The sequence below is a fragment of the Bdellovibrio bacteriovorus genome (assembly GCF_002208115.1).
Taxonomy (GTDB): Bacteria; Bdellovibrionota; Bdellovibrionia; order Bdellovibrionales; family Bdellovibrionaceae; genus Bdellovibrio; species Bdellovibrio bacteriovorus_C.
The window spans coordinates 3,481,953-3,494,953 of sequence record NZ_CP020946.1; the positions used below are offsets into that span (position 1 = coordinate 3,481,953).

Sequence of the window (13,001 nt, forward strand, 5' to 3'; positions counted from 1 at the left end):
ATCTGAAATTGCGCAAACAAAAAAACAACAGTGTTGCATTTTCAGCAATACTTCTGACACCGATCTATTATGCAGCCTCTATCTGCATGATTCTTATTCTTTCTGATAAAGCAAAATGCTAGAGTGCTCTCAGAGGTTCATATGCCAAAAAAAGTCGTCATCGTCGGTGGTGGTTTTGCGGGGCTGAAAGCCGCGCGCGCTTTCGGAAACAATGAAGATGTTTCCGTCACTCTTATTGATCGTCGCAACTATCATCTGTTCCAGCCATTGCTTTATCAGGTAGCTACAGCGGGACTTTCCCCAGCAGAAATTTCCGGACCCATTCGCGGAATACTTTCCAAATACAAAAATGTCTCAGTCTTCATGGACAATCTTGAAAGCGTTGATCTGCAGAATAAAAAAATTCAAGTGCAGGATCGCAGCATTGAATACGACTATCTGATTCTGGCCTGCGGAGCCAAACACAGTTACTTTGCGCATCCCGAGTGGGAGGAAAATGCCCCGGGATTAAAAACTCTGGAACAAGCAACCGAAATTCGCCGCCGTCTTTTGATGGCCTTTGAAAGAGCCGAAAAAGAAACCGATCCGGATAAACAAAAGCAACAACTGACCTTCGTGATTGTGGGTGCAGGCCCTACAGGGGTGGAGCTTGCCGGCACCATTGGTGAAATCAGCCGTCACACTTTGACGAAGGACTTCCGCCACATCGATCCGTCCCGCACGCGTGTGATTTTAATTGAAGCGGGCCCACGAATTCTTGCGGCCTTCCATCCGGATCTTTCCCGCAAAGCCGCCGCCGATCTGGAAGATCTCGGTGTGCAGATTTGGACCAACACACGAGTCACGGATGTGAAATCCGATTCCGTGGTGTTGGGTGACGAAGTGATTAAAGCCGCCACCATCCTGTGGGCCGCGGGTGTTCAGCCCTCCAGCATCAACAAAACAATGGGTGTGCCACTGGATCGCGCGGGCCGAGTGATTATCGAGAAGGATTTAAGCTTGAAAGAACACCCGGAAGTGTTTGTTTTGGGCGATCAAGCTTGTTACCTGACCGAAAACGGCCAAGCCCTGCCTGGACTTGCTTCGGTGGCTATGCAACAAGGGACCCATGCTGCGAATCAGATTCTGCGCGAAATTGACGGAAAACCCCGACTTGATTTTAAGTATCTCGACAAGGGCCAAATGGCGACAATTGGCCGGCGCAAAGCAATTGCACAAATCAGTAATCTGAAATTCAGCGGATTCTTCGCATGGATTTTGTGGTTATTCATCCACGTCTACTATCTGATTGGTTTTAAGAACAAAGTCTTCGTTATCTGGCAGTGGGCCTATGCCTACTTCACATTCAAACGTGGAGCCCGGTTGATTGTCGATAAGGAATGGCGCTCCAAACCTAAGCCGCCTGTTTCGTAACACTGGATCTATTCAAGTCTTGAGGCTGTCCTTAGCCTCAAGGCATGTACTTACAAAACTTCCACTCCATTCAGCCTCCATATCAGAAAAACCAGAAGGAATGCCTTGAATGGCTTTCCGAAGCCCACAAGCTGGCACAGAAGAATCAGGGATACTCGCAAGAGGACTACCTGAAGATGCTGCAAAGGGTGGGCTGCCCGGAAACGCAGATTGAAAAAAGGTACTTTTTCATTCCCGACGTCGAACGCTCGAACTGGGACGACAAGCCGATTTATCCCGTCAAGGCCAATTCCCACGGCGTCAGCATGCACATGCGCCACGAGTACTATCACAAAACCGTGAAAGAACTTTTTGAGCGCATCTATTCAGAGCGCGCGTTTCCCGATGATCTGATTCACGTCAGTTGCACGGGATATATCTCGCCAAGTGCGGCGCAGATGACGGCGGTGAAGTCGCCCAAACCGGTGACGGTGACTCACTCTTATCACATGGGTTGCTACGGCGCCTTCCCGGCTTTGCGCATGGCCTCGGGTTTTTTGGCGAATGAAAATATTCTTGGCAAAAAGCTGACCGTGGATCTGGTACACACTGAACTTTGCAGTCTGCATCTGAATCCGGAAGATCCGACGCTGGAACAAATGGTGATTCAAAGTTTGTTCGCCGATGGATGTATCGCTTATTCGATGTCGACTCAGCAACCTCAGAAGGGGTTCAAGGTTCTGTCGTTATATGAAGAACTGATCCCCAACACCACCGCCGCCATGGAGTGGATGGTTTCGGACTGGGGCATGAAAATGAGCCTGTCCAAAGATGTGCCGATGATGGTGGGCGATAAGATTCGTGATTTCACCACACGATGGTTGAAAGAGCGCGGATACGATCTTGCCCACGTGGTTAAAAACGGCTTGTTCGCCGTTCACCCGGGCGGACCCAAAATCATCGATCAGGTTGTGAAGCACCTGGAGCTGGATCAGTCTCAAGTGGCCCACAGCCGGGCCTTGCTGCGCCAGCGCGGGAACATGTCGTCGGCAACACTTCCGCACCTGTGGGAGCAGATACTTCGCGACGACAGCGTGCCTTCCGGAACCCCCATCATCAGTTATGCTTTCGGTCCCGGTCTTACAGTGTGCGGAAGTTTGATGGAGAAGTTATGACAGTCAGTGCATTTTTGGTTGTGTCAGGAATTCAAGGGGCTGCTATTTTATTTGATGAGTTCGTGTTTCATCGCCGTCGCGGACTGCCACGGTGGGAACGTATCGGCCACCCGATCGACACCATGTCAGTGATTGCGTGTTTGTTGTTCCTGGCCTTTGTTAACCGGACCCCTACCACCGAAGTTATTTATTATATTATGGCGGGCTTTTCCTGTGTGCTGGTGACCAAGGACGAATGGGTTCACCGCAAGTTTTGTTCAGCCGAAGAAATGTGGCTGCATGCGATTCTCTTCCTGATGCATCCGCTGGTGCTGTTCACCGGGATGGCCGAATGGGAGGACAACCGCCCCCTGTTCCTGGCTGTTGCCGGAGGAATCTTCGTCTTTTTCGTCTATCAGGTGGTCTATTGGAATTTCGTGGAGGCTCAAGCCCGCAAAGCCAAGCAAAAGGCCCACTACGCCCGGGTTCGGCAGGAAGAACTGTACGAATACTTCGGAGAATAGGCCCAATTTTTTGGTACAAGTCCTTGCATTGCCGCGTTGCGCTATGATACTTTGGCTTCTCTTTACGTTCCTGTTTGCGGAGAGGTGGCCGAGTGGTTGAAGGCGCACGCCTGGAACGCGTGTGTAGGTCACAAGCCTACCGAGAGTTCGAATCTCTCTCTCTCCGCCATTTTTGCGCCAGCAAAAATCATCTAATCTTCCAATTTCTAATTTCCTTGCGACGCCGATAGGCGAGCTAGTTTTCACGTGCGTAAAAATGGCTGGAAATTGGAGATTGGAAATTAGAGTTCGGCCGGGGAACGGATCTTAATAAGGCTTCTTGAAACTTCAAATGTCTTTGCTTCGCTACGGAAATTGCTTCCGTAAATTTCATGAAATTCTCTTTTGAAAATCTGGAAGTTTATCAGCGCGCAATTAAATTCAACTTGGTAATCGACGACATTTTAAAGCGTGAAGGTGTGACTCGAACTTTGGCGGATCAATTATCACGTGCTGCGATCTCCATTCCGTTGAATATCGCGGAAGGTAACGGTCGTTGGCACAAAGGCGACAAACGCCAATTCTTTTGGATTGCACGGGGATCTGCCTTTGAGTGTATCCCGGCGATCGAAATTCTATCTCTCAAAAATGCCATTTCTGGACAAGAGAAGGACAGTCTCCGATCAGACTTGGAGGTTATAGGAAGGATGCTAACGAAGCTTGCACAAGCCCAGGATGGGCGCAGCCAATCTCTCTCCCGGCTCAATACACAAACCAAATATCCTTAATCAACCCATCCTTAAAGTCATAGATGGCAACCACATGCGACCCACTGGGAACCACGGACTCCTCATCCAGCACCTTTCCATTCAAAACAATCCGGCTTTTCAAAGTGCAGTGCAGATCCGGCGTGTTCTTAAACTTCTCGCCATAACTTTTGCGAAAAGCCTCCATCCCCACCATGAACGGAACATCCTGCCCCAGCCGGTACGCCATGACGTCGGCATGATAGAACGAACAAAACTTTTCAATGTCCCGAGCGTTGTAAGCCTCTAGCTGCCCTTGAACCAAAGCGACTCGTTGTTCGGTTGTCATTAGCGAGGCTCCTCAATCTTCAAAGTGCTGTTCACTGAAACATTATCAAGGACCTGAACTTTTCCTGAAGGCCAACGAACCTCCACCTTGGAAATATTCTTCACCGGACCCAAACCAAAATGCAAAGTCGGATCATTCTGCTGATTCATCGTCCCCGTCACACCATCCACCTGGCGCAAGAAAACCCCATCAGAATGATAGACTCGCACCTGGGCCGCCACTGCCTGAGTCCCGGAACGAGTTCCCTTGATCTGCACCCGCAGATAGTTGCTTCCATCCCCCATCACGTTTTGCAAAACGCGAATGGCCGGAGCTTCCTTGTTCTTCGCTCTGCCTGACTGAACCAGATCCATCTTACCGTCGTTATTCAGATCCGCCCAAGCCGCCGCATAACTGTCAAAGACGCGAGTTCCGTGAAGAGCACTGACTTCCTGAAACTTGAATTTGCCAAGATTTTTGTAAAGCACCGAGTACGAGTACGCCAAATCATAAACCTGACTGATGTAAACATCGAGCAGGCCGTCATTATCAAAGTCCGCGGCCGTGGTCTGCGCCCACAACTCATCGCCTTTGTATTTCGAGAAATCACCGATAGGGCGATAAGGAATACCGGATTGCGCCCTGACGTCAATCAACCGGTACAACGGATGACCGGTATTGCGATAGATTTTGGAATCATCACACAGATAGCCGCGCTGATCGAAAGTGCCTTTCGGGGTCATACCCACAAACTTGTGCACCAGATTGGAAACCCACAAATCCAGATTGCCGTCATTATCCAGATCCACCCAGATCGAAGCAATGGTATGTCCGTACTGAGGCCCATAATACGCCTTGCGGGTGCTGTCATAGAACTTCTTGGGATCGTGATCACCCTGCACATTCAGCAGTGGCGCCTTATCCACCATGATCGTGGGATTCAAAGTATAAAAATTATTCGGTCGCAAACGATAGTTAGAAAAATACGCATCGGTCTGCCCGTTATTGTCATAGTCAGCAACGGCTATCCCACGCAGATAGTTGGGATTCTGCGTGAACACCGAAGGTGTTGCATCCTGAAAATATCGCCCTTTGATATTCAGATACATTTTGGGTGGCAACAAAGGGTCGCCGAATTTTGGTTCGGCAAAACCAACCAGGACATCCATCAGGCCGTCTTTATTAACATCGACAATCGCCAGATCGTGGGCATGATCTGGCACGGCAAACTTAAGGGCTGCCGAGGACTCCACAAAGCGACCCAAAGACACCTGCACAAACGCCTGTCCTTTGGTGGTCAGAATATCCAGCAGCCCGTTATTGTCGATGTCCACAAAGAGCGGGGCCCCTTTTAAATCCTGAATCCCCACCGAGTCAGTCACCTCGGTAAAACGGATGTTCCTTTCGTTACTGACATTGCGGAAAAGCCTTCCCGCCGCCAGCATATCCACCCAACCGTCACCATCATAATCTCCGAAGACGATAGTCCCGGAATGAACTTTGGGAATTCCCGACAATTCGGTCACATCCTGAAACTGGGAGGCTGTAGAACTGAGGTCTTCCCTTCCAGCCTGAAAAGAACCTTCCGGAGAAGAAACTTTAAAGCCGACAACAAAACATCCAACAATCACTGCGGCACAGAAAAAAGCACGATTCATTTCAAAGACCCTTCTAAATCCTGAACAGATAGCAGACACGACTGACTTTTGAACGCTTGCGAAGACAAACAGAATCTGACGACCAACGAAGCCACGTCTGCCGGATCACGCAACTGGTGATCTGATTTCAACTTTTTGAAATTCGCGACATCCGGAAAGTCCTTCTTCTTCAGACCACGAATGGTCTGCTGCATCTGGGTGTCCAGAACTCCGGGACTGAAGTGGTAAATTTTGATTTTCTTATTCTTGGCTGTCTGTAAATCCAAGTCCGTGTTTTCGGTAAACATCTTAAGACCTGCCTTGGACGAACAATACATCGACCAGCCCGCAATCGGGCGGAACGAGGCCCCTGATCCGATATTAAAGATCGTCAGCGGTTTTTTCTCTTCCGTCGTCAGACGTGCGCACACCTGCGAAAGCAACAGCGGAGAGATCAGATTCGTCACCAGATGGGTGTTCATCTCGGCCGGATCCAGATCCACCAACGACCCCACGGGATTAATCAGGGCGGCATTGTTAATCAGGTGAACTTTTTTAAAAGGCGAAAGATCCACATTCTCAAGAACCGATTCAACTTTTTGAATCGTCTTAAGACCCAGGCTGAAATCCGCCGTGATGTGTTTAAACTGCGAAGACCTGATGTTCGGACGAGAGCGTGAAAGGTTGATGACCTGATGCCCTTTTTCAAGAGCCTGCAGACAAACCTGCTCCCCCAGTCCCTTGGAACCGCCGGTAATAATAAATAAATCCATAATATAATTATGGATTCCCGTCTGAAGTTCAGCAAGGGCGACCGGACTGCAGGTCCAGAATTCGAAACACAAAATGCGTCCCACTTTGAAGATAGCTGGACTATGGGTGGAGCAATTTCCCATGGTAATCTTGGCGCAGGAGATTCATCATGAACAACGCACCAAAAACCATCCCTGATCACACCGCCGTTCGCGTGGCCTTGTGGCGCGCCATTCATCTGCAACTGGATGCTTATCCACCGGTCTTCAAAGATGATGTGGGATTGAAGCTGATCGCCCCGGAAGAAGGCTGGCAAAAACGCGGCGACATGCATCCAGTGGGAACAAAAGGCTATCGCGCCTCTATTGTAGGTCGGGCAAGATTTCTGGAGGATCTGGTTTTAGAGCAAATTCAAAAAGGTGTGGATCAGTATGTGATTCTGGGCGCGGGCCTTGACACCTTTGCCCAGCGCCATCCGGAAGTGGCTTCCAAAGTCCGCATTTTTGAAATCGACCAACCCGAAACCCAAGCCTGGAAAAAGAAGCGCCTGAACGAAACCCGTCTGGACACCATCGGCCATCTGCAGTTTGTCCCCGTCGACTTTGAAGCTGGCGAATCCTGGAGAGAAAAACTGATTCAGCACGGCTTCAATCCAAACAAGCCTGCGGTAATTGCCTCTACCGGCGTGACTATGTACCTGACCTTGGAGGCCAACATAGAAACCCTTAAAGAGGTCACTAAGTTTGCAAAAGGATCAACATTAGCAATGACTTACATGGTGCCACTGGATTTAATTGATCCAGAAGAGCGCCCCGGTCACCAGATGGTCTATGAAAAAGCCAAAGCCGCCGGAACGCCTTTCATCAGTTTCTTCCGTCCCGAAGAAATGACCGCTCTGGCCCTGCAGGCAGGCTTCCCGAACGCCAAACATGTGTCACGGACACAGATCATTGAAAAGTACTTTAAGGGCCGTACCGACGGACTGGAGCCTTCCACAGGGGAAGAATTCCTAGTCGCCAGCACCTAATTGAGTTATAAGCCCGGGTAACAGAGAAAGGATTCTTATGAGCACTCTTCATCAAATCGAATTCAGTACAGCAGATGGTAAAAAAGCGACTTTGGCCGACTATAGCGGAAAAGTTCTTCTGGTTGTGAACGTGGCTTCCGAATGCGGATTGACTCCGCAGTACGAGGGTCTTGAAAAGGTTCACGAGAAATACGAGTCCCAAGGACTGCGTGTTCTGGCTTTCCCGGCGAACGAATTCGGCGCTCAAGAACCTGGCTCCAACGAACAGATTCAGGAATTCTGCCGCACTCAATTCGGTGTGAAATTTCCGGTGTTTGCAAAAATGGTGGTTAAGGGCGAAGGACAACATCCGTTGTACCAGCAACTGACGTCCCTGCAGCCAGCAGCGCAACAAGTTCCGGGCGGCACATTGAAGTCTGTTCTGGAAGAGCACGGCCTTCTTTCCGGCGGTCCCTCTGACATCATGTGGAACTTTGAAAAATTCCTGATCGGCAAATCCGGCAACGTGGTGGCGCGTTTTGCTCCCGACATGACTCCGGAAGATCCAACAATCGTAAAAGCGATTGAAGCAGAGCTGGCTCGCTAGTCATGACCTGGGTTCTGCTTCACAATCCCGGTTGCAGTAAAAGCCGCGAGGCGATCGAAGCGCTTCGTTCTGTCGAAGGACTTGAGGTGCGCAAGTACCTTGAAAACCCCCTGAATGAAAGCGAACTGCGTTCCCTGATCCAAAAGCTCGACACCCCGGTGTCGAGCTTGGTACGCACGAAAGAAGCGCTTTTCACCGAAGCGCCTTTTGATGTGAATAATATGGACGAAGTGATTCAGCATCTGGTGAAAACACCCAAGCTGATGGAACGCCCGGTCCTGATCGGCAGTAAAGCCGCTGCCATCGGACGCCCTTTTGAAAAGATCCGGGAACTTCTAGGAAGGAAGTAGGCCCCTCGCCTACTTCTTGATTCCCGCCAAACGACGGCGGATATCACCCAGTGTACTGCGGGGAATACCCAAGTATCTCGCCGCTGCCGATTCAGAGCCTTTTTTCTTCAGCGCAAAATCAATCAGCTTCAGCTCAAATTCCGACACCACATGGCTGTAGCGGCCTTCAAGGGCGGCTTCGTCAATTTCTGCTACAGAAGAGCTTTTGATAACTTCTTCATATACCGGAGCTGATTGCACCAAGTGCGGAGTTAGATCGGACACCTGGATCTCGCTATCCTCAGCCAAAACACAGGCCACTTCAATCGCAGATTTCAGCTCACGAATGTTCCCCGGCCAGGAATAAGTCAGCAAAAGCTCTTCGGCTTTTTTGCTGAAGGATTTATCCCCATAGTTACCCGCACGCAGGAATTCGTTTGCCAGATCCAAGATGTCTTCTTTGCGCTGACGAAGAGGTGGCAAAGTGATCGTGAACTTTTTAATACGGAAGAACAGGTCTTCACGGAATTTCTTATCCGCGATCATTTCTTCCAGGTTTTCATTAGTGGCGGCAATCGTGCGGCAGTTTACTTTTTTGCCAAAGTCCTGACCCACCGGATAAATATCACCACTGCTCAAAGCACGCAGCAGCTTCACTTGCAGGTCCTGGCTTAGCGTAGCCAACTCATCCAGGAACAAATCCCCGCCATCGGCACTTTCAAACTTCCCTGCGCGGGACTCTGTCGCACCGGTGAAAGCACCTTTTTTGTGGCCGAACAGCTCTGATTCTGCCAGATGGGAAGGAATCGCCCCGCAGTTCACGGCAATGAACGGACGGGAGTCGTCGTTTTCAAGACTCCACAAATACTGCGCCATCACCTCTTTACCCGAACCGGACTCCCCGCGAATCAAAACCGACTGACCTGAACCACGGATTTTCTTGGCCGTGTCGATCACTGCCTTGAATGCGGGGGATTTGGTGTAAAGATTGATATGGGAAACAAGTTTTGATCCCGCCTGATGCTTCAAGGTCTGATTACGACGAAGCAGACGGTGCAATACCGGGGCCTTGCGCAGAACTTGCGTCAGCACTTTGCCATCAAAAGGCTTCACCAGATAATCAACCGCTCCGGCTTTCATGCAGGCCTCAACCAGATGGGATTCGTCGTGACCGGTCATCGCCACCACCACCGTGCTTGGATAGTGTTTGGAGATATGCTGAATCAACTCGATCCCCTGACGTTCGGCGGATTCATCCAGCGACAGATCGGTGAAAACAAGGTCGATAATCTGTTTATCCAGAACATCCACGGCTTCTTCCAAAGAATCCGCCAAGGCCACGGTGTGTGTCGGGGGAATCTGAGACTGCATGGTTTTACGAACAAGTGTTTCGTCATCAACAATCAGAATACGCATTAGGAAGTCCTTACTTTAAGTTCAAATTGTGAAATCCAAGGCTTCGGTATCAGGTGAACATTCAGCTTACGAACGCGGTCCTGCACCCATTTTTCGTCAAATTCAGAAGTACACAGATACGCTCTTTTTGCGAGCGCGGCCTGTTCTAAAATCTCAAGGCCCGTTTTGCTGCCATTCAGATTCTGATCAATGATCAGCAGGGCCGACTCTGACAGGGACGCCAACGGCACCTCAGCAATGAACTTATCCACTGAGCTGTAAAAAGCCGCCGCCGTCAATCCCAGTGCTCCTGCCTTCGCCTGCCACGCACTCAGCACATTCAGATCATCATCCACAAAGAATATTTCTTGATCCGTCGCCAGTTCAATGGACGGAGCCAGCCATGCCGGGTTCTTTTCTTTGGGAACCTTCAAAGTAAAGACCGTTCCTTCGCCTTCCACTGTTGCCACATCCAGCGTGCCACCTGTCCATTCGATCGCAGTTTTTGCCTGGAATAGTCCCAAACCTGACCCCCCGGTTTTTCCCGAGGTGAAACTGCGCTCAAAAATCTTATCAAGAATTGTGGCCGGAATGCCTTTACCATTATCGCGAATCTGCAAAGTCCACTTCTTGCCTTCAGCACCCAGAACCAAATCCACCTTGGTGGCGCCGGCTTCAAAGGCGTTATTGATCAGGTTTGAAACAGCGGACTGAAGTTCGTTGATCTGTAAAACACTCCAGATTTCAGGCAAGGGTGAAACACCCGAAAGGGTCAATTGCTGATCCGGCTTCAAACGCACACTGTGCTCATTCACCACAGTGGCGATCAAAGGCTCCACCAAGGTGAGCTTCGGAGCTTCCACCCCGGTTTCCTGATCCGGCTTGGCGATTGAAGCGGATAGCTTCTGCACGATACCAGCCACCCTGGCCACGGCGCTTTTTAAAATCGCCAGCGGTTCCATCGGCGCATTTTCAATCTGGCTTAACGCCATGTTCATGCTCATCAAGGGGCTGCGGATGTCGTGGGCCACCTGCGCTGCCACCTGACTGCGGGCCTTATCTCGTTCAGCTTCCAGCAAGCGGGACTGACTGGCCTGCAAAGTCTGCAACATGTGATTCAGGTTTCGTCCCAGTCCGTCCAGTTCGTCCCTGGATCTTCGGTCGGATTCTTCATCGGCCACATTCACACGTTTGGAATAATCCTGAGTCTGCGTGATTTCTGCCAGCAGGGAATAAATTGCATTCACCTTGCGCAGCAGGGTTGTCGTCAAAACGCGGGACAACCACAAAGAAAACAGAATCAGCGCCGCCGCCGTTCCCAACAACGTGTACTTGATGCGATTCAGTTCTTTCTCGATGGTCGCTGCCGATATGGTGGATACCATGCGGTACTCTTTGCCGCTTTTATCCTGCAATGATGTCAGGACCACCATACGCCCGTCTTTCCAGTAAGCGCCGTCCCCTTTGGAAAGCATTTCCACGGAATCGAACGTGGGCTGAAACTCGGGGCGAGTCACCTTCCCCATATTTTCATTATCGGGGCCGAACAGTTCCACATTCAGGTTATCCACATCGTGATGGATCATATCTTCCAGCAGATTGTTCAGGACCATGCGGGCCTGCGAACCTTCCAGGTTTTCCAGCGTCTGCGCCAGCAGGTTCATGTGATCGATATAAGATTCTTCAAACTCGATGATGCGATGACTGGAAAGGGCGGTGTTCAGGACCAGACAGACCGTCAACGCGGAAAAGACGGCCGTCCCAAAGATTGCCAGAAAGATCTTTTTTGAAAAGCTCATTTGGGAAATTCGACTCATGCTTCATCTTAAAACATGAGTCTTTTATGTCAAAACAATATGCGGGTTACTTGCGTTTCTTACGAGGCTTCATGGACGCTTCCGCAGCCTCGATGATCTCCTGCAGGCTGAGCTCGTGCTCCGGCTGGGACGCGATGATCTCATAGTCAGTCTTGCTGACTTTGATCACTTCAATAGGCTTACCCAGCAGGGTTTGGATTTCTTCCAGCAAAGGTTTTTCCTCGTTGCTGCAGAAAGAAACCGCCACGCCCTTATTAAAGCCACGTCCGGTGCGCCCGATGCGGTGGACATAGTTGGCAGACTTTTCAGGAAGATCATAATTAATCACGTGAGTGACATCCGGGATGTCAATACCACGAGCACTCAAGTCCGTGGCGATAAGAACCTTGCAGTCCCCTTTGCGGAAGGTTTTCATCACCTCAGCACGGTCGGTTTGATCTTTTTCCCCGTGCAGGGTCAAAGACTGAACCTCAACGCGGGCCAAAGCTTTGGCAACACGTTCTGCGCGAACACGGGTTCTGACGAAGATGATGAACTTGCCATCGGCATTCTGGCGCAGGTATTCCGCCAGGAAGAAACGTTTATCGTCCATTTCAACAAACATCACAAAGTGCGCGATGTTTTTGGAAACAGGGTCTTCCGGAGAAATCTGAATGCGGATCGCACTGCTGCGAACTTGAGAGAACGCCAGCTTTTTGATTTCCGGATTGATGGTCGCAGAGAAGAACAAAGTCTGATGACGTTTCGTCAGTTTGCGTTTCACGGAAGTGATGTCATCGATAAAACCCAGATCCAGCATGTGGTCAGCTTCATCCAGCACCAAAGTTTCGATGCGGCTGATATCAATATGCCCCTGGGCAATCAGATCAAACATACGGCCCGGTGTTGAGATCAAAATATCAATCCCGTCCTGAAGCTTCTGAATTTGTGCATCCTGCTCCACACCACCAATCAGGGCAAAAGGCTTCACTTTGGTGTGTTTGGAAAGTTTGTTGAAGACCTCGCCAATCTGCTGAGCCAGCTCCCGGGTGGGAACCAATACCAGACATTTGATCCCGATAGCACGTTTGCTGCTTTTTTCACTGTGGATCATGTTGATGATTGGAATGGCAAAGGCGGCAGTCTTCCCGGTGCCGGTCTGGGCGATCGCCAGCACATCTTCACCCTTCAAGATAGAGGGAATGGCCTTGTACTGGATGTCGGTGGTTCTGAAGAAACCATTGTCGTTCAGGTTACGCAGCAAATCTTCAGACAGATGGAACTTTTCAAACTTCACGGGAAACCTCTTGGAATTAAACGAAGCATCTACCACAGGGCCTGAAAAAGCGGGACCT

General features: G+C 50.2%; 13 protein-coding genes and 1 tRNA gene. 8 read left to right on the forward strand and 6 right to left on the reverse strand.

The genetic code is table 11. The annotated features are described in order from the left end of the window. Positions 1-141: 141 nt before the first annotated feature. From B9G79_RS16655 to B9G79_RS16675, 5 genes are all read left to right on the forward strand, one after another. Entirely contained in the window at positions 142-1,413 is a 1,272-nt protein-coding gene (locus B9G79_RS16655) for an NAD(P)/FAD-dependent oxidoreductase (RefSeq protein ID WP_088566491.1), read from the forward strand. Positions 1,414-1,457: 44 nt separating this feature from the next. Continuing rightward, positions 1,458-2,567, forward strand: a complete 1,110-nt coding sequence (locus B9G79_RS16660; RefSeq protein ID WP_088566492.1) for a 3-oxoacyl-[acyl-carrier-protein] synthase III C-terminal domain-containing protein — start codon at positions 1,458-1,460, stop codon at positions 2,565-2,567. Further along, positions 2,564-3,070 (forward strand): hypothetical protein, encoded by a 507-nt coding sequence (locus tag B9G79_RS16665; RefSeq protein ID WP_088566493.1) that lies wholly within the window; start codon positions 2,564-2,566, stop codon positions 3,068-3,070. Before B9G79_RS16660 ends, B9G79_RS16665 begins: the two co-directional genes overlap by 4 nt. A 78-nt stretch (positions 3,071-3,148) precedes the next feature. After that, positions 3,149-3,239 (forward strand) — tRNA-Ser (locus tag B9G79_RS16670). Between the two features lie 202 nt (positions 3,240-3,441). Then, positions 3,442-3,837, forward strand: a complete 396-nt coding sequence (locus tag B9G79_RS16675) for a four helix bundle protein (protein ID WP_088566494.1) — start codon at positions 3,442-3,444, stop codon at positions 3,835-3,837. Here the strand turns inward: B9G79_RS16675 and B9G79_RS16680 are convergent. Genes B9G79_RS16680 through B9G79_RS16690 form a run of 3 tightly spaced genes read right to left on the reverse strand, consistent with a single transcriptional unit; the run spans position 3,812 to position 6,533 of the window. Continuing rightward, complete coding sequence (locus tag B9G79_RS16680; protein ID WP_088566495.1) at positions 3,812-4,144, reverse strand: nuclear transport factor 2 family protein; 333 nt, start codon at positions 4,142-4,144, stop codon at positions 3,812-3,814. The genes B9G79_RS16675 and B9G79_RS16680 overlap by 26 nt on opposite strands. Further along, positions 4,144-5,781: a CRTAC1 family protein gene (locus B9G79_RS16685; RefSeq protein WP_088566496.1), complete on the reverse strand. Its 1,638-nt coding sequence runs from the start codon at positions 5,779-5,781 to the stop codon at positions 4,144-4,146. The genes B9G79_RS16680 and B9G79_RS16685 overlap by 1 nt, the downstream gene beginning before the upstream one ends. Continuing rightward, the gene (locus B9G79_RS16690; protein ID WP_088566940.1) at positions 5,778-6,533 is read right to left on the reverse strand and encodes an SDR family NAD(P)-dependent oxidoreductase; all 756 of its coding nucleotides are present in this window, start codon (positions 6,531-6,533) and stop codon (positions 5,778-5,780) included. Before B9G79_RS16690 ends, B9G79_RS16685 begins: the two co-directional genes overlap by 4 nt. Before the next feature lie 149 nt (positions 6,534-6,682). Between B9G79_RS16690 and B9G79_RS16695 the strand changes: the two genes are divergently transcribed. Genes B9G79_RS16695 through B9G79_RS16705 form a run of 3 tightly spaced genes read left to right on the forward strand, consistent with a single transcriptional unit; the run spans position 6,683 to position 8,476 of the window. Then, the gene (locus tag B9G79_RS16695) at positions 6,683-7,540 is read left to right on the forward strand and encodes a class I SAM-dependent methyltransferase (RefSeq protein WP_088566497.1); all 858 of its coding nucleotides are present in this window, start codon (positions 6,683-6,685) and stop codon (positions 7,538-7,540) included. A 37-nt stretch (positions 7,541-7,577) separates the two neighbouring features. Continuing rightward, positions 7,578-8,126: a glutathione peroxidase gene (locus B9G79_RS16700; protein ID WP_088566498.1), complete on the forward strand. Its 549-nt coding sequence runs from the start codon at positions 7,578-7,580 to the stop codon at positions 8,124-8,126. A gap of 2 nt (positions 8,127-8,128) precedes the next feature. Continuing rightward, entirely contained in the window at positions 8,129-8,476 is a 348-nt protein-coding gene (locus tag B9G79_RS16705) for an ArsC/Spx/MgsR family protein (protein WP_088566499.1), read from the forward strand. Positions 8,477-8,485: 9 nt separating this feature from the next. Here the strand turns inward: B9G79_RS16705 and B9G79_RS16710 are convergent, their stop codons facing one another. The 3 genes from B9G79_RS16710 to B9G79_RS16720 are packed head-to-tail and all read right to left on the reverse strand — an operon-like array spanning position 8,486 to position 12,943. Beyond that, positions 8,486-9,871: a sigma-54-dependent transcriptional regulator gene (locus B9G79_RS16710; RefSeq protein ID WP_088566500.1), complete on the reverse strand. Its 1,386-nt coding sequence runs from the start codon at positions 9,869-9,871 to the stop codon at positions 8,486-8,488. Continuing rightward, positions 9,871-11,667 carry a sensor histidine kinase gene (locus B9G79_RS16715; protein WP_088566501.1) on the reverse strand — a complete coding sequence of 599 codons (1,797 nt, stop codon included), beginning with the start codon at positions 11,665-11,667 and terminating at the stop codon, positions 9,871-9,873. Before B9G79_RS16715 ends, B9G79_RS16710 begins: the two co-directional genes overlap by 1 nt. Before the next feature lie 46 nt (positions 11,668-11,713). Continuing rightward, a complete protein-coding gene (locus B9G79_RS16720; protein ID WP_088566502.1) occupies positions 11,714-12,943 on the reverse strand; it encodes a DEAD/DEAH box helicase in 1,230 nt (409 codons plus the stop codon). Positions 12,944-13,001 lie beyond the last annotated feature (58 nt).

What these genes read in the sequence shown, in the direction of transcription:
- B9G79_RS16655 (WP_088566491.1), top strand. Translation starts at nt 142, where the DNA reads ATGCCAAAAAAAGTCGTCATCGTCGGTGGTGGTTTTGCGGGGCTGAAA.
- B9G79_RS16660 (WP_088566492.1), top strand. Translation starts at nt 1,458, where the DNA reads ATGTACTTACAAAACTTCCACTCCATTCAGCCTCCATATCAGAAAAAC.
- B9G79_RS16665 (WP_088566493.1), top strand. Translation starts at nt 2,564, where the DNA reads ATGACAGTCAGTGCATTTTTGGTTGTGTCAGGAATTCAAGGGGCTGCT.
- B9G79_RS16675 (WP_088566494.1), top strand. Translation starts at nt 3,442, where the DNA reads ATGAAATTCTCTTTTGAAAATCTGGAAGTTTATCAGCGCGCAATTAAA.
- B9G79_RS16680 (WP_088566495.1), bottom strand. Translation starts at nt 4,144, where the DNA reads ATGACAACCGAACAACGAGTCGCTTTGGTTCAAGGGCAGCTAGAGGCT.
- B9G79_RS16685 (WP_088566496.1), bottom strand. Translation starts at nt 5,781, where the DNA reads ATGAATCGTGCTTTTTTCTGTGCCGCAGTGATTGTTGGATGTTTTGTT.
- B9G79_RS16690 (WP_088566940.1), bottom strand. Translation starts at nt 6,533, where the DNA reads ATGGATTTATTTATTATTACCGGCGGTTCCAAGGGACTGGGGGAGCAG.
- B9G79_RS16695 (WP_088566497.1), top strand. Translation starts at nt 6,683, where the DNA reads ATGAACAACGCACCAAAAACCATCCCTGATCACACCGCCGTTCGCGTG.
- B9G79_RS16700 (WP_088566498.1), top strand. Translation starts at nt 7,578, where the DNA reads ATGAGCACTCTTCATCAAATCGAATTCAGTACAGCAGATGGTAAAAAA.
- B9G79_RS16705 (WP_088566499.1), top strand. Translation starts at nt 8,129, where the DNA reads ATGACCTGGGTTCTGCTTCACAATCCCGGTTGCAGTAAAAGCCGCGAG.
- B9G79_RS16710 (WP_088566500.1), bottom strand. Translation starts at nt 9,871, where the DNA reads ATGCGTATTCTGATTGTTGATGACGAAACACTTGTTCGTAAAACCATG.
- B9G79_RS16715 (WP_088566501.1), bottom strand. Translation starts at nt 11,667, where the DNA reads ATGAGTCGAATTTCCCAAATGAGCTTTTCAAAAAAGATCTTTCTGGCA.